The sequence below is a fragment of the Mesorhizobium sp. LNHC221B00 genome (assembly GCF_000502935.1).
GTDB lineage: Bacteria > Pseudomonadota > Alphaproteobacteria > Rhizobiales > Rhizobiaceae > Mesorhizobium > Mesorhizobium opportunistum.
The window spans coordinates 89804-112719 of sequence record NZ_AYWR01000006.1 but is presented as its reverse complement, the minus strand read 5'-3'; the positions used below and the strand labels follow the sequence as shown (position 1 = coordinate 112719).

Here is a 22916-nt window from a genome sequence, read left to right as displayed (position 1 = left end):
ATTTGCAAGCCTTCAGTCGATACGAAGGCTCTGCTCCATCGCGTAGCACTGGTCCCAGATGAACACGTCATACCCGGCCAGTCGGGACTGCCACTTGGGCGTGACCTCATTGACGCATTTCACGACGACGCGATCGATATAGTTGTCGTAGACGGCCCAGCGGTTGCCCCTGTCTTCTGCTTCCATTTCTTCGCCGGGGGGTGTTGACTTCAGCGCAGCAGCGGCCGCGGCCTTCAGGTCATTCATGAATTCGAGCTGGGTACGGACATCGGAATGCGTGCCCACGCGATTGACATGACCCCCGACAAGGGTTTCGAACGGCAAGGTGTCGATATAGGCCACCTGCTCGAAGTAGCCGGGGATGTCCTTGGCAAGTGCGAAGCGACGCCAGGGCATCCAGCCGGGAAAGATCACATCCACCACCATCAACACCTTCTGTTCTGGAGCATAGATGAAGATGTTGCCCGGCTCATGGGGACTGCTGCCGGGATAGCTCAGCTCAAGAACCTGACTTCCAACCTTCAAGGTATAGTGGTCCTTGAAGGTGACGGTCGGTAGAGGGCGCCTGGTATCTTTCGCCCGTTCGAGCAGCCTAAGGGTTTCTTCCTGGGCGATGATAATTGGATGGCCGCCGAGATCGTTCGCGCCGCCAATATGATCCACGTGCGCGTGGCTGTAGATGACATGTGTGATAGGCTGATCCGTCACCTCGGTGATCGCCTGGCGTATGTGAGCCGAGTACCCCGGAGGGGCGTCGATCACAACCACACCCGTTTCATACACCAGGAACATCGACTGGTACCCGTTGTCGGTGACCATGTAGAGGCCACGACCCAGCTTTTGGCTCCGGTATCCCTTCTTCGGGTCGATGGCCGGGGTTACGTCTTCCTTGGGAATCGGAAGGTAGTGATCGACGCGCGAGCCTATCGGCGCCAACGACGGCATGCCCTGGTAAGGGACGCCAGGCTGTCCTGGCAAGGTGTCGGCGCAGGCACCGCCGATTGGCGCCAAGCCGAATCCAACAGTGAGCATAAGGCAACCGGCATTTGCCGCTGCCCTCGAAAGAGCGGAACGGTAGAGAAGCATAACAAATCTCCTATTTTTAAATATTGTTCGTCGGGGACGACTTGTCGGTAAACCAAAGGTTTTGCTGGTCTCGGATATTGCGGATACTTTGATTTCAAAATTCCCCTGCGAGCTTCTCACGATTGTGAGAAAGCGAAACTCACCGACCCGGCAATCCGCTCGAACCGATGCGATAGGCCGATTCACCTGGTACCTCGAACAACAGTGGCGGGCAGCAAGCACACCGCTGTCTGGTCGGAACGGCTTTCAATGGCCGTGACCAAGAGCATTCAGATCAGCACAGAATTCCGCGTACGGTTTGGTCATCCCCGGGTCCTGGCATTCTCTCATCATCGCCTTGCGCTTACCCATCGGCAGGGTTTCCAACGCTGCCCTGAACCTGCTCCTCATAACCGGATCGGTATGGGTCGGACCCTTGATGGAACTGGTGTAGGTAGACGACTGCTGGTTGATCGGGTCGATGACATCAAGTGCGCCGGCAAATGCGCTTCCCCCGATTATTGAGAGTGCAAATACTGTGACGAGACATTTAGCTGTAACGTTCATGATGTGTTCCTTCTCCTCAATGAGGCAGTCGCCGGATCGACGACGCTGGTGACGATTTTCTATTAACCTCCCCCGGTCAGAACTTAACCGGATGAATTTTTATGTATCTGTAGATCGTCGTGAATCTATTGTTCAATGGTATTGCCGATACTTTGGCATCGATCGGTCGGGAGATGCTGATCCGATGTGCGTTAGCCGGATTCCGCGGAAGGATTCGGTACGTTGGCCATTCTTCCTCAGCTCTCCAATTGCTTCCCGCCATGTGCAGGAACTTCCTTGGCGCAATGCCAATGCCACGCCGCCTGGGGACCGATACCAAAGCGTCATGGACCTCGCACTTCAAGCGACCCACAATTTCGGTGCGAGCGGGACATCGTTTCATCTACGCGGGTCGCCCCGCCCAGCGGTAGATCTTAGATTTGTTCTCCATCGGATGAGGCTGGAGTCATGCCAAGGAGATCATTGTTGCCTGCAGAGCGCGAGTTCCTTTCGGCATTGGCGACCGTGGGGATCGTCGGCGCCCCTCCCGGAACGCTCAAGATATGGATCGAAGATGACTCTGCGCGAGCGGGCGCGCGCCATGGTGAGGTCGCTGCTCGCTCCAGTCATCGTGTGCAGTGGAAGGCCGCACACCGATACCATCGGGCAATTGATGCCGTTGCGCTGCTCTGCTCTCGTGTTCGCGTTTGGGCGGGTATCGCCGCCGAACCGAGGGAGCTCGATATGAGCAATGATGTAGTGCGCACCGAGGCCGCGAAAAAGCGCCAGGGATCGCCGGCAGTCGATATGAAGCTCGAGGTCGTTGTCATTCCTGTTTCGGATGTCGACCGGGCCAAGCGGTTCTACGGTGACTTGGGTTGGAGGCTCGATGCCGACTTTGCCGTCGGTGACACATTTCGGGTCGTCCAGTTCACGCCCCCGGGCTCCCCGGGCTCGATCCACTTCGGCATCGGCCTCACGTCCGCCTTGCCCGGTTCGGTACAGGGGCTCTATCTCGTTGTCTCCGATATCGAAGCGGCGCACGCCGAACTCGTGGCTCGCGGGGTCGACGCGAGCGAAGTGTCATACCGTACAGGGCCTGGACAGCCGGCGATCAAAGGCAGGGATCCGGAGCGGCGAACCTACAACTCTTTCACTTCGTTCAAGGATCCCGACGGCAATGCGTGGCTGTTACAGGAAATCACCACGAGACTCCCCGGACGTATCGATGCCGATACCAGGTTTACCGCGCCGGCCGAACTTGCAGCCGCGCTCCGACGCGCGGCGGGAGCCCATGGTGAGCATGAGAAGCGGACCGGAGGACAAAGGGATGAGAACTGGCCCGATTGGTACGCCGAGTACATGGTAGCGGAGCAGGCCGGTAAACCGCTGCCGACCTGAGCGGTGGTGTAGCCGCGCGCGCGGGCGACAGGGACGATGCCCACGAACGCGTCTGAGGATGCGCGGGGTCGATCATTGAAGTTTGTAGTGTTCCGGCAATGGAGTTGCTGCTCCTCGCCGGTCGGCATCACGGTCATCGGAATATGGTATCGACGCATAGCGGTTGTATTTTCCTGAATAATACACGGTGCGTAACGTCCGGGAATGAAATCGTCACGGCTTCAGACGATTTCTCTGACTGACCAGAAAGTATTGCCGATACCATGGTGCGATAGACTTGCGCACCTCGGATATAGATCTTCCAATTGCTGTCCGCATAAAACACGACCGAGGAAGAAATAATGTCAGCGATATCGCTATCACCAACTCGGCGCGATGTCATTGTTGGAGCTATCGCAGTTGGAGCTGTCAATCTGGTGCCAAAAGCGTTGCGGGCAGCGGCCGGAGAAGAATCCATCCGCCCGTTCAGTATCCATGTCCCGACTTGGGCGCTTGCAGATCTCCGCAGGCGCATCAAAGCGGTACGATGGCCGGAGAGGGAGACCGTCAATGATCGATCGCAAGGCGTCCAACTGGCAAAGCTTCAAACGCTCGTTGACTACTGGGGCAGCCGGTACGACTGGCGCAAGGTGGAGGCCAAACTGAACAAGTTGCCGCAGTTCATCACCTGCGTTGACGGATTGGATCTTCAGTTCGCGCACGTTCGCTCACCGCACGAAGGGGCAATGCCCTTGCTAATGACCCATGGTTGGCCCGGCTCGATTGTGGAGTTTTTGAAGGTCATTGGTCCGCTGACCAATCCGACTGTGCACGGGGGGCGGGCAGAAGATGCATTCCATCTCGTGCTTCCAACTATGCCGGGTTACGGCTTCTCGGGTAAGCCGACCGCGACCGGTTGGGCTCCGGCGCGGATGGCTGCCGCGTTTCATGAGTTGATGCTCAGGCTGGAATACACCGGGTACGTCTCGCAGGGAGGCGACTGGGGCGCGATTGTCTCGCAGTTGTTGGCCGTTCAGGCTCCGAAAGGTCTTCTCGGCATTCACATTAATATGCCAGGGACTGTACCTCTCGACATTATTCGGCATCTCCGCAATTTCGACCCGGCGCCGGCGGAATTATCGGACCGGGAGAAGAGTGCCTACGATCGGCTGCTGCACTTCTATCGCGACGGTTTTGGCTACGCGGCGATGATGAACCAGAGCCCGCAGACCATCGGCTATGCCCTCTGCGACTCTCCGGTCGCAATGGCAGCTTACTTCTACGAGAAATTCTCCGAGTGGACGGATAGCGAGGGAGAGCCAGAACGGATCTTCACCTACAACGAGATGCTGGATGCCATCTCTTTCTACTGGTTTACCAACTCGGGAGCCTCATCGTCGCGATCGTATTGGGAAGGCGCGCAAGCAGGCGGTGGCCCGTTCGACGCGTTTGACATCCCGAAGGTCCCTGTGGCGGTCACCGTGTATCCGGCCGAGATCTACCGCGCACCGCGGAGTTGGGGCGAGAGAAGCTTCCGCAACCTCATTTACTGGAATGAAGTGGATAGAGGCGGGCATTTCGCGGCGTGGGAGCAGCCTTACGTTTTCTGTGCCGAGCTAAGAGAGGCGTTCAGATCACTACGCCGATCAATCTGAGGCGAAAGAGGCGATCCTCCCCCCATCGCCTTCGCCCAGTAGCGCGGCCGGGTCGCCTCCCGCCCGGCCGCGCATTTGAGTTGCAGGTGAGGCAAGAAGACACGGATCATTTCCCTGAGGAGGCTTGAACATGAATGGCATGCCCCAACAAATTGACCACAATCGCCGCCGCTTACTCGGCACGGCCGTTGCGGCTATGACTGCGTTCGAGCTCGGGACAGAGAGGCCTGCGGCGGCGAGATCCTCGGTCGATCACACAAGCAAAGGTCTCGCGACCAAAGCGGCACAAGAGTTGTTGGGTTCTTTGAGGCAGATCGACGCCGGAATGCTTAACATCGGATACGCGGATATGGGATCGCGAACCGCCGCGCCGGTGGTCCTGCTCCATGGCTGGCCATACGACATCCAGACCTATGCCGGTGTCGCGCCTTTGTTGGTCTCCAAAGGCTATCGCGTGATCGTTCCATATCTGCGCGGATACGGCACAACACGGTTCCTTTCGGACAATACGATGCGCAACGGTCAGCAGTCGGCAGTTGCCCTGGACGTCGTTGCGCTGATGGATGCCCTCGGAATTGAACGGGCAATTATTGCCGGCTGTGACTGGGGCGCCCGAACGGCCAACATAGTGGCAGCGCTATGGCCAGAACGGTGCAAGGCCATGGTCTCGGTGAGCGGCTATCTGATAGGCAGTCAGCAGGCAGGCAGGCAGCCGCTGCCACCGAGCGCGGAATTGCAATGGTGGTATCAGTACTATTTTGCGACCGATCGGGGGCAGGCTGGCTATGGGAAATTTACTCGCGATTTCGCAAAGCTGATCTGGCGGCTCGCCTCGCCGCGATGGGATTTCGACGATGCGACCTTCGACCGTAGCGCGCTCGCCTTCGACAATCCCGATCATGTGGCGATTGTGATACATAACTACCGTTGGCGTCTCGGCGTCGCGGAGGGCGAACCTCAATATGAGAACCTGGAGAAGCGGCTTGCGCAGGCGCCCGTCATCACCGTGCCTACAATCACGCTGGAGGGCGACGCTAATGGTGCGCCTCACCCGGAAGCCAGCGCCTACGCGAAGATGTTCTCAGGAAGGTACTCTCACCGCCTGGTCACGGGCGGCATAGGGCACAATCTACCGCAGGAAGCGCCGCGGGCCTTCGCCGAGGCAGTAATCGAGGTCGGTGCGGGGACATGACTGTCCGACAAGTCCTGTCTGGCTACCTTTAGAGATCAAGGACGACGTCACCACTGGGCTGGGAACAGCAGATCAAGGTGGTGCCGCTTGTCGGCGGCTCGATTGGATCAGGCCGAAAGGCAACCGTTCCAGCCACAAGGCCAGTCTGGCAAATGTGACAAACGCCCGTGCGGCACGACCATCGCGTGGGGACGTCGCAGGCTTCAGCGAGTTCAAGCAGACTCTGGAATCCTGCCCCCCAATGGACGCTCAAGCCACTCCGTGCGAACGAAACCAGAGGTCCCGTGCCGGCCGATTCCGCAGGTTGATGGGGCCGCCGGCTCGGGGATGTAGCAATACCCGGTGTACTCGAAGGACCTGGGCCGAACGGCTCTGTATGGATTGCGTCTGCGGCGACACCCCAGGCTGCAAGCGCTGCGCTCAGGTCGCCCATAAACGCAGATGGCCCGCAGAGATAGAAATTCCCATGGCGCGGAACGTCGAGTTTTCGAAGCACCTCGATATTCAGGTGTCCCGCGGCATCAAAATCGACACCTTGCCTGTCCTCGCGATCGGGCGCGCTGTAGCTTACATGGCTGTGACTGTGCGGCAGGTCTTTCAGCAAGTCTCGAACCTCTTGAGCGAAAACATGTTCGTTGCCACATCGAGCTCCGTGGAGCCACCAGACTTCCCTTGTCGAACCCGTTGCGGCCAACGCATGGAGCATCGCAATCACGGGCGTCGCACCCACCCCGGCACTTAGAAGCACGATTGGACCATCGCCTGGGCGCAGAGTGAAGCTGCCGCGTGGTGCGCTGACGTCCAGCACGTCTCCCATTTCGACCCGGTCATCAATGTAGGCACTCGCCACACCTTGGGCTTCCCGTTTTACGCTTATTCGGTAGTAGGGCTCACCAGGTTCACTCGACAAAGAATAACTGCGCATAACGGCCGGGGCGTCGGGCGTCACTTGCAGGCGCAGCACGACAAACTGTCCAGGAAGCGCTGCTGTGAGGCGAGACCCATCGACGGACTCCAGGACCAGCGACATCACACTGATGCTCTCGCGGATCTTGTGCACCACACGCAGCGGGCGAAATCCTGTCCACGCAGGAGGTGGTTCAGACATCGGATCAAGCCCCGCATTGGCTGTCGTGGCATCACGGTCGTTGTTTTGTGAGAGCAACGCCCGGAAGGATCCCTGCCAGCCTTCGCTGAGCGCGGGGATGCGCAACGCTCGCTCAATCTGGCTGCGAGGATGACTGGGCAAATATAGCAGGGCATTGACCTCCGACACGGTCATTTGCTCAGGGCCGTTCCCGACCTGGACGATTTCGTCTCCAGCCTCGACCTGGCCTTCCTCCAGGACGCGCAGATAGAAGCCGGGCCTGCCTCGCGCAACCAGCAGCGCGGCCATACGCGGCTCATTCATGCGAATACCGATCCGGTAACAAGTGACGCGCGGTTGGGTCACTTCGAACAAGGCGCTCCCAATCCGGTAGCGATCGCCGATGCACACATCATGATCCGGCAGGCCATCGACTGTGAAGTTCTCGCCAAACTGTCCGTAGGAAAAATTGTTGCGGCCCAGCTCGCGTTGCCAATACCGGTAGGATTCCGATTGATAGACCAGAACGGCCCGCTGCTCGCCGCCGTGCCCTGCCATATCTCCCTGTCTGTCGCCATCGACGTTGAGCCGTCGTACCTGGCGTAGGCCCTGAACTGATGTCTTCCAGACTGCGGTGTCGACGGTCCTTCCGTTCCAAGGAATGCCACGCGGCAAACCCACATTGACCGACAACAAGCGAGCCATCACAGCGTCCTTTCTGCCAGCCACTCTCAGCCAGCTGCGCTCGGCGGGCCCTCATCGAGGGATGCTCAGCGTCGGCGCCCATCAATGGAAACTAGCACGTCGGGCCACCGAAGCGATCGACACCAAAGTATCGGGAATACCATTGTTCAATATATCCGGCCTTTGACCGCTGTCAGTACTCTATTGGTTGAATGCTGTTGATTGTTATCGGTGCCAGCAGCTGAATTTGGACGACACAAAAGACTGTCGTTTCGGATCTCGACCGGGTCGCTCAATTTCCGCCGAGGAGGATATCACGATGTCACATCACTATTCAGGTCCCAATTTCGGGTTCCCCCGTGCAGACGCACGCCTGGACCTCACGGATCTCTATGCCTTTGCGAAGCCGGGGGACCCGGAGAAGTCGATCCTGATCATGAATGTGCATCCGTCCTCTACGGTAATCGATCCGGAGCCTACGACCAACGAACCGTTCTCGCCTGACGGCCTCTATGAGATCAAGATTGACACCAATGGTGATGCAGTCGCCGACATTGCGTTTCGTGTCCGCGTCTCCTCCTTACAAGGACCGATGCAGATCGCCACGGTACGCCGCGTTGATGGCCGTTTGGCCGCTGGGACAGACGACGGTGGAGAGCTTCTCTTTCAGGATGCTCCGGTGTCGACAGGCAGGGATGCGCAGGTGACCGAGGCCGGTGGCTATCGTTTTTTCGCGGGCTGGCGAAGCGAAGCATTTTTCTTTGATACCTTGGGTGCCGTGAACGATTTGCATTTTACTGGTGCTGATTTCTTTGCCGACAAAGACGTCTGCAGCATCGTTCTGGAAGTGCCCAACTCCACGCTGGGAACCAAACCGGTTGGCCTGTGGGCACGCACGCTTGACAAGAAGGGTGAGGGCTGGGTGCAGGTTGAACGGGGCGCGCGGCCTCAGCAGGCCGTATTTCTGCCCGGTGAGGAGCAAGGCGCTTACCTTGCAGGCGAACCTGCAGATGATGCCCGGTTTGTCGCAACATTCGCGCACGCGCTGGAGCACACGGGTGGATATGTGCCGGACGAAGCCGAGCGGGTGGCAAGAACATTGCTCCCAGACATCATGCCCTACGACCCGAGACGGCCTGCGTCCTTTCCCGAAAATGGCAGGACTCTTACGGATGATGTCGCGGATGCTTTTATGACCATCCTTACCAACGGCAAGATGCCGCAAGACGGGGTTGGGCCGCATAGCGATCTGCTAGCTGAGTTCCCTTATTTGGGTCCCCCTCACAGTGCGCACGATTAACAGAAGTGCCCTCTGATGTCTGCGTGCCCTTTCTGCAAGGAGACGCGTAACGACTTTCCATCTGTTGAACCGAAGGAGACTACAATGCGCGTGATCTCGACTTGGATAGTTCTAACCTTAGCCTTCGTGACGTCCGCCTCGTCGCATCCGGGCATCGGTTTGGGCGCCTCCTTCGCAGCCGGCGTCGCACACCCGATAAGCGGGCTCGATCATATCGCCGCCATGACCGCAGTCGGCCTATGGGCAACCGTCAAAGGAGGACGCGCTCTCTGGGTGTGGCCATCTACCTTCGTCGCAATCATGTTGGTCGGCGGCTTGCTTGGCCTGGCGCAGATTGCCGTCCCCTTCGTCGAGGCCGGCATTCTGGCTTCAGTCGTCATGCTGGGGCTTATGGTGGCGTTGGTGGTCAATCCGCCGGTATGGGTCGGCGCCTCGATCATTGGTGTTTTTGCGCTGCTGCATGGACATGCTCACGGAGCGGAGGTCGCCCATAGCGTGAATGGGCTGGAATACGTCGGGGGTTTTTTGCTCGCAACGGCCATCCTGCATGCGATCGGCATCGGCTTGGGGTTCACTCTGCAACGCGTGGCCCCGGGTCCGATCAACCGCATTGCCGGCGTGATCTGCGTGGCCGTCGGGGCCGGACTGTGCGCGGGAGTTATTTGAACCCGGCCCAGAGAAGAGTGCTTCTGGCATCCAGTTAGACCGGCTCAACCAGGACGGTCGAGACGGCGTGTGCACGTGTAACGCGAGTACTGTCGACCGAGCAAACGGAGGAATGGAATGTCGGGTACAGAGATAGAGGTATCTGCCGGCCGGACGAATTTTCCCCGGGATCGTCTGGCCCTGCAGATGTCGACCGCCGGCATCGTTCATGATCTGGGGAATCTCATCCAGGTCGCCTCGTCGGCGTTGAACCACCTGGGTCGAGACCCGAACATTGCAACGGCTCCGGGAGCAGTGAACGTAATTGCCGGTGCCAAAAGCGCGCTGGAAAGAGCTGGTTGCCTTGTCAGGCAAACCATCAGGACAGCTAAAGAAATCGAAGGCGTGATTGCGCACGCAAACGTGGCCATTTGCTTGGCGGACGTCCATTCCCTGGTTCGAAGCGCCTGGAATGAGAACATTCATCTCGAGGTCCGCGTCGGCTCCAACATTCCTTTGGTAAGGTGCGATCGGGTTGGCTTGCAAAATGCAGTCCTCAACCTTCTGTTCAATGCGCGCGATGCCATGCCTGACGGCGGTTTGATCTCAGTTCGGGCCTCTTTATCGGAAAATTCCGACCAGGTGGATCTTTGTGTTGAAGACCATGGAATTGGAATGACCAGCGAGACGATGGTCCGGGCGTTTGATCTCTTCTTCACTACGAAAGGCGACGGCCTGGGCGGCGTTGGATTGCCGATGGTGAAACGTTTCGTTGAAGAATCGGGAGGGAGCATCGATCTTGAAAGCACCCTTGGGTCAGGCACAGTCGTGACGTTGAAATTGCCCGCGATACGCTAGGGGCTCGATGCGCTAGGGCCTTCAGTCAGTCATATCCACTGGACGTTGGCTGGAAGGCTCAGCGATTCCGGGCAGATCCGTGAGGTGCAATTATGAACGAGTTGCTCGAATCTGACGGCGTCCTCCAAGTGAGTGGAGTGCCAACCGAAGGAATGGCGGCATTGGAGCGTCAGCCCGTACTCCATCTGCCGACAGAGCGATCTCTAATAGCCCGGTTTCCGGCCGCATTCTTCGCCATCGGCGTCGGGACAAGTTCTTTTGCCGTCATGTGGCAGGTCGCGTGTCAACTGTGGGCGGCCCCCAAAGGAATTGCTGTAGCGATGGTGATATTAGCCATATGCGTATGGGTCGCTCTTTTGATCCTCTACGCCTTCAAGTTGTGGCTGGCACCGTTGGCGGTGCGCGCCGAACTCGCGGATCCCGTCCAGAATTGCTTTCCTGGCCTAGCGGGTGTCGGGGTTATGCTAACCGCGGTGAGCGTGCTGCCGTTCAGCGCGACAGCGGCCACCATCCTCCTGGGCATGGGTGGAGTGTTCGCGGTTGGGTTCGGGTTCTGGCACTCGCAGATGATCTGGAAAGCGGCAATCGCTCTATCGGACGCAACGCCGGCGTTGTACCTGCCTGTCGCCGCCGCGTCGTTTGTCCTTAGCATCGGGCTATCGGCACTTGGGCGATCTGAGTGGGCCCAATTGGCTCTGGGCGCTGGGCTCTTCTCATGGCTTACAATCGATTCCGTCTTGTTCTACCGGCTCTATTTTGGCGAGCCGCTTAGAAATCAGATCCGGCCGACCCTTGGGGTCCAGCTCGCCCCTCCGGCGGTCTGCTCGCTAGCCTATGTCAACGCGTCGGGTACCTCTGGAGACGTCTTTGTTCACTGTCTCATCGGTTACGCGATGCTGCAGGCAGTTGTCCTTGGCGGCGTGCTTCCCCGGATCGTTCGCCGCTTTTCCGCTGGCCTCTGGAGCGTCAGCTTCGGCGCCACGGCATTGGCGACAACGGTTGAAAAGCTGGCCATCCGCGGCGACACGGGCCTGGCTGGCGTCTTGGCGCTCCCAATTTTTGCCGCCGCAAACCTGCTCATCATCTGGCTGGCCGCTAAAACAATCATTCTGGCCGCGACCGGCTCATTGTTGCCAGCTGCCCCAGAGGGGAAAGAGGGGCAGTAGCCAGCTGCATGCACGTAACGTCGATGCGGTGGAGCTACCCTTCAGAAGGCGTACTTGGGTTCGCCGGAAGGGCCCAAATTGCCAGAGTCTTCGTCCAGGCGTCGTCCTTAGTGTCGAACAGGCGGATGGGATGGCCTGCAACGGCAGCCAGATCTTGGTCAGGTTGCCCGTTGATCGGCTCGTGGACCGTCATCAGCACTGTCTGCACGCCACGGTCACGCGTTAGCTTCGTATCGGAGTCGAGCGGCTCGACGACCACGATTTGGGCAGGGATGCTGGACCGTTCCGGAGATGGCGAAATATTCCGGCCGACACCGTGGACGGACTCCGTGCCGGAAGGCTGGAACGCTGCCGGGCAGCGGCAGCACGATGCCGCCATCGGTCGACAAAACGGGCCGCCCATCGGTGCTTTCTAAGTGGCCTTCAGTAGGTTCATCTTCGGCGAACCGATGAATTCGGTAACGACATCCTCGGCGTAATCATAAGGTCAAGCCGCCGGCCGAGCTGATACTGCCCGCTCACAACCACAATCTGATCGATCATGTTTATGGCTTCGACCTGGTTGTGGGTCACGTGAACGAGGGTAGCGAGCCTGCGGTGCAAGCTCTTGATTTAGGCGCCCATAGCCACGCGCAGATTTTGCCTCGAGCTCGGAGAGCGATTCATCGGACAGGAAAACATGGTCGCGCACGATCGACAGATCCATCGCCACCCGGTGGGAGCGACCAGCCTCAGTGAGAACGCCATGTTCTCAGCCACCGACATATACGGATAAAGTGCATAGTTCTGGAACACAGTGGAGATGTCGCGCCACCTTGCGCGGCACGTCGTTAGCGACCCGTCCGCCCATGCCGACCGTCCCGCAGGTCATGTTTTCATGCCCGGGGTAATTGGCAGCGTCGATTTTCCGCACGCTTACGGCGGACGAGCACCACTTGCGTTCGGAAACGTCGGCCGAGACGCCAGGAAGCACCTCGAACGGACCATATGCCTCGTGGCCCTTGTCGATGGTGATGCTGGCCATCAAACCACGGCGAACGCGTTCACGCACAGCAGGGGGTATGTCACCTTAAGGAAAGTTCGGGACAGCTGTCTTTCGCAAAAGAAAACTACGTCGGACTGGATCGTGATCCGGGCACTTTTCGCCCAGGCTCTGACGAACCACCCCGAAGAGTGGCTAACCGACAGCAGCCTCGGCGATGGCGACATCCTCTTCTGCAGTGCCGCCGCTGACGCCGACACCTGCATAAATTTTACCGTCCTCGTCGACCAGAGGGATACCTCCACCCATGGGGCAAAAGCGCCCGCCGCCGACCGTAGGCAACGCATACAGCGATTGCCCCGGCTGTACTAACGGCAGGATGTCCGCGGTGCGCAGGCGCACGAGGGCCGAGGTATACGCCTTGCGCTCGGAGATCTCGAGCGCGAAGACAGGCGCGCCGTTCATCCGATGTTGGAGCACCAGATTGCCGTGAACGTCTATGATGCAGACTGCGACAGGGACATCGGCCTTTGTCGCCTCTGCCTCCACACGTTGGGCAACCGACTTCGCTTTGGTGAGCAGATCCATGGGGATATCCTTATTTATGAGGGAGCGCCGTTACCATCGACTGCGATCTACCGCGCCGGCAACTCGCCCAGGTGGAAAGCCAGCCGATTCTCGACGTCTCCCGGGGCCTGGAAGCCCTTTGCGGTCAGCGCTTTTATTCCTTCCTGAGCGGCGGGTCGGCCCAGCGAGGCTATGCAGGCTTCCCAGCCGGCGCCTAGCTCGACATCTGGCGTGAGACTGGTGTTGACCAAGCGCTTGGTTTGCCCGATCGCCCATTTGTCGAACCTGGAAATCCGAATGGCGAGCGCGTCAACGTACGCATCGAGATCTGCGTCGGGCAGGGCTTTGTTCACGTAGCCATATGCCTCGGCCTGTTCTCCACGGATGTCCTCGGAGGTCAGCAGAACCTCCATGGCGCGATTGCGACCGATCAGGTGAGGCAGGCGGGCCATCGGTCCCCCGCCGGCGACCATACCCACGCCGACCTCCCACTGTGAAATGATGGCCTTTTCCTTGCTAGCGAAAGCCATGTCGCAGGCGAGGGTGATTTCGCTGCCATTACCGGTAGCGCGACCTCGGATGAGAGCGATCGAGGCCACCGGCGCGCGCGTCAGGCGCACAAGAAAATCCGGCCAGGGCGGCAGGCCCGTCGGCCCTGGCGGCAGCGCGAGCATATCCTCGATCCGCGCCTTGAAGTCTGAATGGTTGAGGAAGTATCCATCGACGCTACTGTCGAACACCACCACCCGAACGTGTTCGTCAGCCTCAATGGCGTCAATCAGATGTGTGAATTCTTGCACCATCTGTGGACCCATCACGTTGAGCGGGGCATTCTCGAACGTGACACGCCAATAGCTGGGCGTCCGGCGTGTCAGGCGAATCTGCGAGGTAGTTACCTTGGTGTCCACTGGAAGCTCCTTGGATGTTTACCTACTCTGTGCCTAGAAGATGAGGCATTGGCTGCTGGCCCGCGATTAGACGAACGTGTCGCCGAGACCATGGTGTCGGTCTGCCGGGGCAGGGCCTTTCCCTCGGTGATCAAACGGCACGCCCCAATTGCGCTGCAAACTTCTGGTCTGCCGATCCTCTGCGGGATAAGCGCTGCTTCAAGCGAACGCTTGGTCATCGCGTAAAAGAATCTAGCGGTGGCCGACCGAAGAGGCGATGGCGCCGGCCGGCGCGATTGTGAAATCGGTCTAATGCTCGCGGCCGACGGCAGGCGGCGGCGGATCAATGGCGCCGGCCCTGACGCGAGCAGGTTTCAGCGGCTTGGCACCGGCATCCTTGACGATTGTCAGGCCACGCGGAAAGAACCGGTTGTGATGCTGGCCGCGCCCGATGTTGATGATCGTGGCACCCTTCAGGTGCTTTTCCAGCATCGACAGCACGCGCCGAAGCACGGGCCCTTCAAACGCGTCCATCGCCTCGTCGATGATCACCCATTTCGGCTGTCGCAAGGCGAGCCTCGCCACACCCAGCAAGCGCTGTTCGTCATCGGCCAATTCATGATCCCATCGCCTGACCCGTTCGAGTGAGGACGCCAGCCGTTCAAGACCAACCTCGGCAAGCACCGCCGCGATATCGGTATCGCTTGCGGGCGCATGCCCATTCGCGTGGTTGAGCACCTCGCGCAACGTGCCGGCCGGCAAATAAGGCACACGCGGCACGAAGATGAGGGTTTCTCCACCCGGCAGGCCGATCTTTCCCCCGCCCCAGGGCCACAGGCCGGCAATGGCGCGGAAGAACAATGTTTTGCCGGCGCTCGGCTCGCCGGTGATCATGACGCGCTCGCCGGGCCGGATTTCGACGTGCTTGTCGGTGAGCCTGATGCAGCCTTCTGGCGAGGCGACTTGGAGCTTCTCGAACGTCAGGCTGCCATTGGCGTTGTCGCCGAATTCGATGCGCCTTTCCTGGTCGTGCAGCACATCCGTTTCATCGAGCGCGATGTGAAAGTCGGCGACGCGCATCAGCGTGGCGCGCCAGTCGGCGATGCTGCCGATGTTGTTGACGAACCAGCGCAAGGACGAGTGCACCTGATTGAAGGCGCCGACCGCCATCATCAGCCCGCCGAAACTGATGTCACCAGCGAAATAAACCGGAGAGGCAACCAGGATCGGCGCCACGACGGTGATCCAGCCATAGGTATCGGTGACCCAGGACAGGTTGATCTGCGCGGTATAGATGCGGCGCATCGCGACCAGCACCGTGCCAAGGTCGATTTCGAGCCGCCGCTTGGCATCGGCTTCGCCATGGTAGAGCGCCATGGCATCGACATTCTCGTTGACGCGCACCATCGACGAGCGCAGCTCGGCTTCGCGGGTGTAGCGATCGCTGTTGAGCTTGATCAGCGGGCGCCCGACCAGCCAGCTCAGCCACGAGGCGATGCCGGCATAGATGAACGCGGCCCACACCATGTAGCCCGGTATCGCCAGCGACCAGCCGTTGACGTGGAAGACGAAGCCGGACGACAATTGCCAAAGCACGCCGACGAACGACACCAAAAGGATGAGCGATTGTAAGAGCCCGACGCCAAGGTCGGTCGACAGGTCGGACAGATGTGCGGCGTCCTGTTGCATGCGCTGATCGGGATTGACGCCGATAGCCCCGGCGTTGGCCAACCGGAAGGCGCGCGCCGGGCGCATCCACTGGTCGATCAGGTCGAGCGTCAGCGCTTGGCGCAGCTTCAGCCGGAACATCTGGTCGAGCCAGGTCTGGCCGATGTTGAGCACCAGCAGCCCGCCGGCGATCATCGCAAACACCATGAGCTGGTGCAGGAAGGCCGCCATGTCGCGGCGCGCCAGCGCATCGTAGAAAGGTTGGTTCCAGCTGTTGAGCAGCACCTGGCCTATCGATGTCGCGACGATGACGGCCATGACGACAACCGAAGTCCACAGCAGCCATTTGCGGACCGGCGAGCCGACCAGCGCCGCTCTGATTGTCGTCACCTGGTCGCGCAGACTGCTGGATTCCACGGCAACGGGCTGAACGGCGGCCGCGTTTGTATCCAGTTCGTCAGCCATGGCCCTGTCCTTGCGTCAACAGCGTTGGTCAAACCAGATGAAAAGGCTTGAAGGCATCCGGCGCTCCAACAGCCCGCGAATACACTCGCCACAGAGAAACCGGGGACGCCGCGCAACCGCAGTTTTCATCATGATGACGTGGGCTTCATCGAGCGAGACGATACTGCGGCGCCTGATGCTTGCCCCAAGCGTTATCGGCGACAGGTCTTCGTCACTTGGACATCGGTTTAACGACGCGTACACGATGCCGGTACTGACTGACACCGTCCATAGCACCTTGGTGTCGGCAAGCAGCTTCAGCGTCACCATTTCAATGCGGTAGCTTTTCGGGGATACGGTTTGACGGTGAACGCGCCAAATCCTCCTCGCGTCAATTCACACGTGAAGCCCAGAGTAGATGCATAGCGTCGCTGCGATTCCCCCACACCTTCGTCTGATTGGATCAGAACACGGCATTTCCTATGTCGTCTATCGAAACGACGCCGGTGCGCGGCCTATAGAGGGAAGTGAGAAAATGACGCAACAGTTGAGCAAGACAGCCGGTTCGGATCGCTTCCTTCGCACTCCGACAGATCTTGATTCCGAGGCAACCCGCGACATCGCTGCCGGCCTCGCCGGTCTGCTTGCTGACGTGTTCGCCTTGTATCTTAAGACCAAGAATTTCCACTGGCACATCAGCGGTCCGAATTTCCGGGACTATCACCTATTGCTCGATGAACATGGCGACCAAATCTTCGCGATGACGGACGCGATCGCCGAGCGTGCGCGTAAGATCGGCGGAACCACGATCCGTTCGATCTCCGATATCGCGGGACGCCAGCGCATCCTCGACAACAACGCCGATTACGTTGATCCCCAAGACATGCTCGCGGAGCTTCATGGCGACAACAAGCAGTTGGTGGCGGAGCTGCGTCGCGTGCATGAGCTGTGCGACAGCTATTCGGACGTTGCCACCGCAAGCCTGATCGAAGGATGGATCGACGAAAGCGAACGGCGCAGCTGGTTTCTCTACGAGATTTGCCGCGCCTGAGCGAAAAGTGGGCAAGGATGGCGCACTCCGTTCCGTATCGATCCGTATCGGCTCTGGCGCGTGAAATTGGCTCGACTTCCGCCGACATTCCGATGGAACGCAGACCGCGATGCTGGCAGTTTCGTGTGCAGAAGCTAGGACGTGATCAGAGGGAAACACACACACGCAACCGATCCACGCGGGGTGAATTTCCACTGCGCAGAGCCGCCAATTTCCGCCGTCAGCGCGCGTATCAGCCGCCGCCCGCCTTCCTCTGGCCGATGATAGGCCGCGCATCCGTCGTCGCAGACAACACACCAGACGCTGTTGCCACTCCTGTTCAGTGAGACACGGATTGAACCATGGCTATCCCCCAGGCCGTGGCGTGCTGCGTTCCGGACCAACTCGGAGACAATCAGACCGACGCGCCAGCAGCGCGCGGCGTCGAGCCGGATTTCGTCCGTTGCCACGGTCAGCTGAATGCTCCGCTCGTCGAGGGAGGCGCGTGAAAGGCTGTGACACAGCTTCCCAACATGATCACCGAGGTCGATATATTCCTCAGTGATGGGCACGAGAAGCGATTGATGCGCCTCTGCCATCGTCAGCAGACGGTCCGCTGCGCGCCTTAACGCCGGCGCAGCCTCTCCCACGGAGGCTGCCAGCGACAGAATCGCGATCACTTCGCCATATTCGTTGATCACCCGATGGCTGATCTCTTCTATAAGATGCGATGCCAGCGGCTGGCACGATGCGGATGATGGATTCGCGCGTCCTGTTAGCATGACCAGATCCTCCACTAACGCCGCCCCGCCTCGGAAACGCCGTTCGCGATGTTCCGGAAAAATCACAGCAGATCCCGCCGAAGCATTCTATTGAGCCAAGGTGTCGGCAATACTTTAGGAGATACGCCGCGAGGATCGGCGCCCCGCGTATTGGCGAGCAGTGCTCGTCCCCGTCAAATATTCTCGGCACTGTGGAGGCGCCACTCGCCTACAAAGGAGCGTAGATCGTCGTATGAATGCCGATACTAAAGTATATGCGACACCATTGGACGATGGCGCCTGACCATACTGCACGTACATTTCGTCTTGAACATGACGGGGCGCAGTCCAGTCGTCAGGGTTCAGTCTCGGCGAGGTCTGTCATGGAAACTGAACAGAAAGTGGTTGTCATCACCGGCGGGTCGCAAGGCATTGGCGCGGCGCTGGTCGAGGCCTATCTCGGCCGGAATTGCCGCGTTGTCGCCACCTCTCGATCTATCCAACCTTCCGACAGATCGGACTTGCTCACGATCGCGGGCGATATCGGCAACCCCGCGACAGGGCCAAGGGTGGTCGAGGAAACATTGCAGCGTTTCGGGCGGGTGGACACGCTGATAAACAACGCGGGAGTCTTCCTTGCCAGCAGTTTCACGAATTATTCGGCAGAGGATTACGCCCGCGCGGTTGCCACCAACCTGACCGGTTTCTTCTTCGTCACCCAGGCCGTGATAGCCGCAATGGAACGTCGGGGTAGCGGCCATGTCGTCAACGTCACAACCAGCTTGGTGAAGCAGGCCAGTTCGAAGGTGCCATCGGTGCTTGCTTCGCTGACCAAGGGCGGAGTTGATGCAGCGACCCGCAGTCTCGCGATCGAATATGCCCGCAGCGGAATCCGGGTGAACGCCGTGTCTCCTGGCGTCATCAGGACGCCGATGCATGCGCCGGAGACCTACGAGATGCTGGCGGCCTTGCATCCGCTGGGCCGCCTGGGTGAAATTTCCGACGTCGTCGGCGCTGTCCTCTACCTGGAGGACGCCTCTTTCGTGACGGGGGAAACACTTCATGTCGACGGCGGCCAAAGCGCTGGCCACTGACCTATCAGTCAAGGGAGGCTCTTCATGCCTATTGTTACCGTCCAGCTTACGCGTGAGGGCACCGAGCCCGGTGTGGACCATATAACTGCGGAACAGAAAGCAGCCATCTACAAGGGCATGAGCGAGGTGCTGCTCGACGTCCTCGGGAAGCCGCTGGAGTGGACCTGGGTCGTGTTTGAGGAAGTGGAGATGGAGAATTGGGGTTGGGGCGGGATGCCCGTCGCCGAATACCGCAAGTTTCTAGCCGCGAAGGGCGTTTGAGCCCTCATCGCGTGTCTCCGAAGCCTCAGCTTGAGACGGTTTCCTTTTCGGCGCCGGCGCCATGATGTGTGACACCATCGAGGTAGAATGCCCTGTACCTCGCCGGCGCCGGCTCAGAGCCGGATCTGATACGAAGGGTCGACTTAAGACCCGTGTCAGCGAAGCCATATTAAAACCTGTCGGCGCGGGCTCATCGCGGCGCGCGAAGACCTCAAAGACTCTCTCAGTAGGAGCCGCAGATGCCCGAAGTACGAGTTGAGGATCACATCTACACAATGCCCCCGCAGCATGGCTTTACCGTCGCACATTTTCTGACAGTCGCCGACATCGAGCGCTCCGCACGATTCTATGAGATGGTCTTCGGAGGCCGCATCCTGAGCCTGGGCGATAGCAGTGGCGCGCCGGGATACATCCGGATCGCGAACACGTGGCTCATCGTCAACATCGGCGGCGGCCCTACACCTGACAAACCCTCAGTGACGCTCGGTGTTCCCCCAAATCCCGATTCGCTCAGCAGCTTCATGAACATCCGCGTTGCTGACATCCACGACTGTTATCGACGCTGGCAAGGCCGGGGCGCTGAGTTCATCACGGAGCCGATGGAAAAGTATGGCGAGACTCGCTGCTACATTCGCGATCCAGACGGCTACATCATCGAAGTGGGTCAGAGTAAACCGCATGTCGTTTACGGTTAGTCCTGGAAGGACACATACCTTCTCCTCGAGCCAAGCCTCGGTCTCGGCTGAGATGCTGAGTGGCTCATTGCGGAAAATCGGACGGAGCGCCGTTCGGGAAATATTTTCGGTAGATCGCATGGAATTTTTCGGTCTGCTTGAACTGCTTCAAAGCGATCGAGAAGGCGTCGATCAGAGCGCGCGAAACGCGCGCCTTGGTGAAGCAGACATATACATTTTGTTCCGCCACACCACGGGACAAGATTGGTTCGATCTTTCCGGACAATCTCAATTTTGTGATCTCACTCATCCCGTAGACGAGGCTCGTGACCGCGTAATCGACACGGCTGGCTGCCAGCATGCGCAAGCTGGAGTCGGTGTCGTTTGTTGGGATCATGTTTTTATGCTCCCGCAAGAAGTTCCACAGCTCGGGCGACATGGTCGGTTGTTCGGACACGCCGGGGATCGGTCTGCGGACAGCGACGGTGTGTCCAATGAGATCGTCAAGCGACGAAAACTTCAGCTTCCCGATGTCAGCCGTCCGCACGAACAAAACCCACCTATCCCGCATCAGCGGTTCGTCCGGAAAAGAGCAGAACCGCTGGCCCTCGGTTCGCAACGTGGCGAGCATTCCATCGCGCTCCCCACGGACAACCATCATCCAAGCGCGCCTGGCGGGGAAGAATTCGAAGGAGGCGTCCTGTCCCATGCCGGCAAAGACCTGCCTGACGACTTCGACGCCGAATCCCGGCGCCTTGTCGTCTGCTATGCCCTCGAAGGAACCCAAAAAATCATCATTGACGAGCTGCAAACGCTTCGCCGCCGACGCTGGTCCGCCGAGCGTCCCGGCAACTGCGACAATCCCACATAACAACCGCCTGAAGCCGGCCCATCTCGCCATTTGCGGGCGTCCCTTGCATTCCACATTCGCACGATAGTGTAGGAAGGCGAACTATGCGATGGTACAGGTCTTCATCTCGCGCGGCCTAGCAGTGATGCTAACATGAATTGTGCGAGTTTGTCGCCGCAAGGGTGTGTTTTGCAACCTGGATCGACATACGCCAACACCGGCGGCGGCAAATCCGATCGCGGATCGCCGAAGCTGGGGCGCGGTGCGTCTGTTTGGCGCTTGTTGCCGGACCCTCTCCGCGGCATTGGGGGGCGACTGCTTGTTCGCGTCTTGATCTTCAGCTCGGTGATCACGCTTCTTCTGACATTGGCGCAGCTCTACCTCGACTATCGCAGCGACGTCCAAGCAATAGATCAAAAGATGTCCGAGATTGACAGCAGCTACCGGCAAAGTCTCAGCGAAGGGCTCTGGGAGATGGACGGGCGCCAGCTTCAATTGCAGGTCGAGGGGATTCTTCGCTTGCCTAATATCCGCTACGTCGAACTGCGAGAGACCACGGATCAAGCTGCCCCCCTGGTCGTAACCGCAGGTTCCCACCAACCCAATCCACCCGAGCGGCACGAACTCAAGATTTATTATTCCAAAGGCGACGCCAGGCAGTTGATTGGCATTCTTGCGGTCGAAGCCACGTACGATGAAATCTATCGCCAGCTTCTCAACACCGCGGCGACGATCATGGTCGCTCAGGCGATAAAGACGTTCATGGTTTCCTTTTTCATCCTCTTTACGGTCCACCGGCTGGTCACACGTCACATCACGGCGATAGGAACCTCACTCAGGGGATATGATCTTCGTGGTTCGCAAGAACCGCTTCGACTCCAGCGGCGCCCGTCTCGGCCAAGCGACGAGCTTGACTTTCTCGTTGAGGCATTCAACCAGATGTGGAGAGGGCTGCAGCAAGCGTATGACGACCTGCAGCTCCAGGTTGGATTGCTGCAGCGACTTCCGGTATCCGCCTGGACGCTCAAGCCCGATGGGACGCCGGATTTCGTGAACCAAGTCTGGCTCGAGTTTGCGGGCCAGACCCTCGATTTCACCCGGTCGCATCCCGAGGCCTGGATGACTGCGATCCACCCCGATGATCGGGCGATGGCGGTCAAGAGCTTTTGGGAGGGGGTACATTCGGGGCAGGATTTCGCAATGGAGACCCGATCCTTGCGCGCTCGGGACGGGGTATATCGTTGGCATCTCCAACAAGCCGTGGTCTTGCGCGATTCCGAGGGCAAACTCCTCAGATTCGTCGGTACGACGACCGATATCGACGACCTGAAGCGGGCCGAAGAAGCCTTGCGCCAAGCGCAGGGCGATCTTGCTCGCATTAATCGGGTGACAACCATGGGAGAGCTGGCAGCATCCCTTGCGCATGAAGTCACTCAACCGATCACCGGTGCGCTCACCAATGCCACCGTCTGCCTGCGAGGACTCGATCGAGACCAGCCCGATTACGATCAACTGCGCAAGGCCGTCAACAGAATGGTAAGAGATGCACAACGTGCCGCCGACATTCTGAAACGAATACGCTCACAGTTCGAAAGGGGCAGCCTGGATCGTGAGGTTCTCGATCTAAACGAGATCAATCGAGGAACCGTGGCCCTGTTGCGCGACCAGGCAGCGCGATACAAGATATCGGTACGAACGGAGCTGGCGACCGATCTTCCTCAGATTGCTGGAGATCGCGTGCAATTGCAGCAGGTCGCGATGAACCTGATCGTCAACAGCATCGAAGCGATGAAGAACGTCGATGGCGTACGAGAGATCGTCGTCAAGTCGCAGCGCGTCGACAACCACATACTTGTTGCTGTCAGCGATACCGGCCCAGGGTTCCCCCAGGACCTCGCGGAACAGATATTCGATCCGTTCTTTACAACAAAGCCAGATGGAACGGGCATGGGCCTTCGGGTAGCCCGTTCAATCATCGAGTCGCATGGTGGGCGCATGTGGGCGATCGGTTCCCACGGGCACGGTGCAACCTTTTACCTAAGCCTACCCTTCGCGATTTCAGGTCAATGATTAGCCAGCCGGTGTGCAGCGGTTCGCCCCGGCGAGGGCCTGAAAGAAAT

The 22916-nt window shown here is 59.2% G+C and carries 22 protein-coding genes; 12 read left to right on the top strand and 10 right to left on the bottom strand.

Annotation, left to right across the window (positions count from 1 at the left end; translation table 11 throughout):
* Positions 1–12: 12 nt before the first annotated feature.
* Positions 13–1086: an MBL fold metallo-hydrolase gene (locus X741_RS156190; RefSeq protein ID WP_031249951.1), complete on the bottom strand. Its 1074-nt coding sequence runs from the start codon at positions 1084–1086 to the stop codon at positions 13–15.
* A 246-nt stretch (positions 1087–1332) separates the two neighbouring features.
* Positions 1333–1632: a hypothetical protein gene (locus tag X741_RS156195; RefSeq protein ID WP_023777378.1), complete on the bottom strand. Its 300-nt coding sequence runs from the start codon at positions 1630–1632 to the stop codon at positions 1333–1335.
* Between the two features lie 723 nt (positions 1633–2355).
* Here X741_RS156195 and X741_RS156200 point away from each other — a divergent pair.
* From X741_RS156200 to X741_RS156210, 3 genes are all read left to right on the top strand, one after another.
* Complete coding sequence (locus X741_RS156200) at positions 2356–3012, top strand: VOC family protein (RefSeq protein ID WP_023777377.1); 657 nt, start codon at positions 2356–2358, stop codon at positions 3010–3012.
* Positions 3013–3353: 341 nt separating this feature from the next.
* Positions 3354–4646, top strand: coding sequence for an epoxide hydrolase (locus tag X741_RS156205; RefSeq protein WP_023777376.1), 1293 nt, complete (start codon positions 3354–3356; stop codon positions 4644–4646).
* A 139-nt stretch (positions 4647–4785) separates the two neighbouring features.
* On the top strand, positions 4786–5838 hold the full coding sequence (locus tag X741_RS156210; RefSeq protein ID WP_023777375.1) for an alpha/beta hydrolase: 1053 nt from the start codon (positions 4786–4788) through the stop codon (positions 5836–5838).
* Positions 5839–5866: 28 nt separating this feature from the next.
* Here the strand turns inward: X741_RS156210 and X741_RS1000000168165 are convergent, their stop codons facing one another.
* Positions 5867–7630, bottom strand: coding sequence for an MOSC and FAD-binding oxidoreductase domain-containing protein (locus X741_RS1000000168165; protein WP_084018472.1), 1764 nt, complete (start codon positions 7628–7630; stop codon positions 5867–5869).
* 298 nt (positions 7631–7928) lie between these two features.
* On the opposite strand from X741_RS1000000168165, the gene X741_RS156225 reads away from it, so the two are divergent.
* From X741_RS156225 to X741_RS156240, 4 genes are all read left to right on the top strand, one after another.
* A complete protein-coding gene (locus X741_RS156225; protein ID WP_023777372.1) occupies positions 7929–8909 on the top strand; it encodes a DUF4331 family protein in 981 nt (326 codons plus the stop codon).
* An 84-nt stretch (positions 8910–8993) separates the two neighbouring features.
* A complete protein-coding gene (locus tag X741_RS156230; protein WP_023777371.1) occupies positions 8994–9575 on the top strand; it encodes a HupE/UreJ family protein in 582 nt (193 codons plus the stop codon).
* A 117-nt stretch (positions 9576–9692) separates the two neighbouring features.
* The gene (locus tag X741_RS156235) at positions 9693–10412 is read left to right on the top strand and encodes an ATP-binding protein (RefSeq protein ID WP_023777370.1); all 720 of its coding nucleotides are present in this window, start codon (positions 9693–9695) and stop codon (positions 10410–10412) included.
* Between the two features lie 92 nt (positions 10413–10504).
* Complete coding sequence (locus X741_RS156240; RefSeq protein WP_023777369.1) at positions 10505–11578, top strand: tellurite resistance protein TehA; 1074 nt, start codon at positions 10505–10507, stop codon at positions 11576–11578.
* Between the two features lie 751 nt (positions 11579–12329).
* Here the strand turns inward: X741_RS156240 and X741_RS1000000169685 are convergent.
* From X741_RS1000000169685 to X741_RS156265, 5 genes are all read right to left on the bottom strand, one after another.
* Positions 12330–12602, bottom strand: a complete 273-nt coding sequence (locus X741_RS1000000169685) for a hypothetical protein (RefSeq protein ID WP_156937870.1) — start codon at positions 12600–12602, stop codon at positions 12330–12332.
* Between the two features lie 153 nt (positions 12603–12755).
* Positions 12756–13148 carry a heme-binding protein gene (locus X741_RS156250; RefSeq protein WP_013895523.1) on the bottom strand — a complete coding sequence of 131 codons (393 nt, stop codon included), beginning with the start codon at positions 13146–13148 and terminating at the stop codon, positions 12756–12758.
* A 47-nt stretch (positions 13149–13195) separates the two neighbouring features.
* Complete coding sequence (locus X741_RS156255) at positions 13196–14035, bottom strand: enoyl-CoA hydratase/isomerase family protein (protein ID WP_023777366.1); 840 nt, start codon at positions 14033–14035, stop codon at positions 13196–13198.
* A gap of 288 nt (positions 14036–14323) precedes the next feature.
* Entirely contained in the window at positions 14324–16147 is a 1824-nt protein-coding gene (locus X741_RS156260) for an ABC transporter ATP-binding protein/permease (protein WP_023777365.1), read from the bottom strand.
* A 15-nt stretch (positions 16148–16162) separates the two neighbouring features.
* Positions 16163–16456: a hypothetical protein gene (locus X741_RS156265; protein ID WP_023777364.1), complete on the bottom strand. Its 294-nt coding sequence runs from the start codon at positions 16454–16456 to the stop codon at positions 16163–16165.
* A 205-nt stretch (positions 16457–16661) separates the two neighbouring features.
* Between X741_RS156265 and X741_RS156270 the strand changes: the two genes are divergently transcribed.
* A complete protein-coding gene (locus tag X741_RS156270; RefSeq protein WP_023777363.1) occupies positions 16662–17177 on the top strand; it encodes a DNA starvation/stationary phase protection protein in 516 nt (171 codons plus the stop codon).
* A 134-nt stretch (positions 17178–17311) separates the two neighbouring features.
* Here X741_RS156270 and X741_RS156275 read toward each other — a convergent pair whose 3' ends face one another.
* On the bottom strand, positions 17312–17938 hold the full coding sequence (locus X741_RS156275; RefSeq protein WP_031249948.1) for a sensor histidine kinase: 627 nt from the start codon (positions 17936–17938) through the stop codon (positions 17312–17314).
* 362 nt (positions 17939–18300) lie between these two features.
* Between X741_RS156275 and X741_RS156280 the strand changes: the two genes are divergently transcribed.
* The 3 genes from X741_RS156280 to X741_RS156290 all read left to right on the top strand — a co-directional run bounded on the left by X741_RS156280 (position 18301) and on the right by X741_RS156290 (position 19967).
* Positions 18301–19011, top strand: a complete 711-nt coding sequence (locus X741_RS156280) for an SDR family oxidoreductase (RefSeq protein WP_023777361.1) — start codon at positions 18301–18303, stop codon at positions 19009–19011.
* Between the two features lie 24 nt (positions 19012–19035).
* Positions 19036–19272, top strand: a complete 237-nt coding sequence (locus tag X741_RS156285) for a 4-oxalocrotonate tautomerase family protein (RefSeq protein WP_023777360.1) — start codon at positions 19036–19038, stop codon at positions 19270–19272.
* Positions 19273–19511: 239 nt separating this feature from the next.
* Positions 19512–19967, top strand: coding sequence for a VOC family protein (locus X741_RS156290; RefSeq protein WP_023777359.1), 456 nt, complete (start codon positions 19512–19514; stop codon positions 19965–19967).
* 64 nt (positions 19968–20031) lie between these two features.
* Here the strand turns inward: X741_RS156290 and X741_RS156295 are convergent, their stop codons facing one another.
* The gene (locus tag X741_RS156295) at positions 20032–20847 is read right to left on the bottom strand and encodes a transporter substrate-binding domain-containing protein (RefSeq protein WP_084018469.1); all 816 of its coding nucleotides are present in this window, start codon (positions 20845–20847) and stop codon (positions 20032–20034) included.
* Positions 20848–21141: 294 nt separating this feature from the next.
* On the opposite strand from X741_RS156295, the gene X741_RS1000000167475 reads away from it, so the two are divergent.
* Positions 21142–22866 carry an ATP-binding protein gene (locus X741_RS1000000167475; protein WP_198023948.1) on the top strand — a complete coding sequence of 575 codons (1725 nt, stop codon included), beginning with the start codon at positions 21142–21144 and terminating at the stop codon, positions 22864–22866.
* Positions 22867–22916 lie beyond the last annotated feature (50 nt).

Coding starts and splice junctions, on each gene's coding strand:
- X741_RS156280 (WP_023777361.1), top strand. CDS start 18,301: ATGGAAACTGAACAGAAAGTGGTTGTCATCACCGGCGGGTCGCAAGGC.
- X741_RS156240 (WP_023777369.1), top strand. CDS start 10,505: ATGAACGAGTTGCTCGAATCTGACGGCGTCCTCCAAGTGAGTGGAGTG.
- X741_RS156265 (WP_023777364.1), bottom strand. CDS start 16,456: ATGGTGACGCTGAAGCTGCTTGCCGACACCAAGGTGCTATGGACGGTG.
- X741_RS156200 (WP_023777377.1), top strand. CDS start 2,356: ATGAGCAATGATGTAGTGCGCACCGAGGCCGCGAAAAAGCGCCAGGGA.
- X741_RS156260 (WP_023777365.1), bottom strand. CDS start 16,147: ATGGCTGACGAACTGGATACAAACGCGGCCGCCGTTCAGCCCGTTGCC.
- X741_RS156285 (WP_023777360.1), top strand. CDS start 19,036: ATGCCTATTGTTACCGTCCAGCTTACGCGTGAGGGCACCGAGCCCGGT.
- X741_RS156275 (WP_031249948.1), bottom strand. CDS start 17,938: ATGCTAACAGGACGCGCGAATCCATCATCCGCATCGTGCCAGCCGCTG.
- X741_RS156235 (WP_023777370.1), top strand. CDS start 9,693: ATGTCGGGTACAGAGATAGAGGTATCTGCCGGCCGGACGAATTTTCCC.
- X741_RS156230 (WP_023777371.1), top strand. CDS start 8,994: ATGCGCGTGATCTCGACTTGGATAGTTCTAACCTTAGCCTTCGTGACG.
- X741_RS156210 (WP_023777375.1), top strand. CDS start 4,786: ATGCCCCAACAAATTGACCACAATCGCCGCCGCTTACTCGGCACGGCC.
- X741_RS156190 (WP_031249951.1), bottom strand. CDS start 1,086: ATGCTTCTCTACCGTTCCGCTCTTTCGAGGGCAGCGGCAAATGCCGGT.
- X741_RS156195 (WP_023777378.1), bottom strand. CDS start 1,632: ATGAACGTTACAGCTAAATGTCTCGTCACAGTATTTGCACTCTCAATA.
- X741_RS156205 (WP_023777376.1), top strand. CDS start 3,354: ATGTCAGCGATATCGCTATCACCAACTCGGCGCGATGTCATTGTTGGA.
- X741_RS156270 (WP_023777363.1), top strand. CDS start 16,662: ATGACGCAACAGTTGAGCAAGACAGCCGGTTCGGATCGCTTCCTTCGC.
- X741_RS156250 (WP_013895523.1), bottom strand. CDS start 13,148: ATGGATCTGCTCACCAAAGCGAAGTCGGTTGCCCAACGTGTGGAGGCA.
- X741_RS1000000168165 (WP_084018472.1), bottom strand. CDS start 7,630: ATGGCTCGCTTGTTGTCGGTCAATGTGGGTTTGCCGCGTGGCATTCCT.
- X741_RS1000000169685 (WP_156937870.1), bottom strand. CDS start 12,602: ATGGCCAGCATCACCATCGACAAGGGCCACGAGGCATATGGTCCGTTC.
- X741_RS156295 (WP_084018469.1), bottom strand. CDS start 20,847: ATGGCGAGATGGGCCGGCTTCAGGCGGTTGTTATGTGGGATTGTCGCA.
- X741_RS156290 (WP_023777359.1), top strand. CDS start 19,512: ATGCCCGAAGTACGAGTTGAGGATCACATCTACACAATGCCCCCGCAG.
- X741_RS156225 (WP_023777372.1), top strand. CDS start 7,929: ATGTCACATCACTATTCAGGTCCCAATTTCGGGTTCCCCCGTGCAGAC.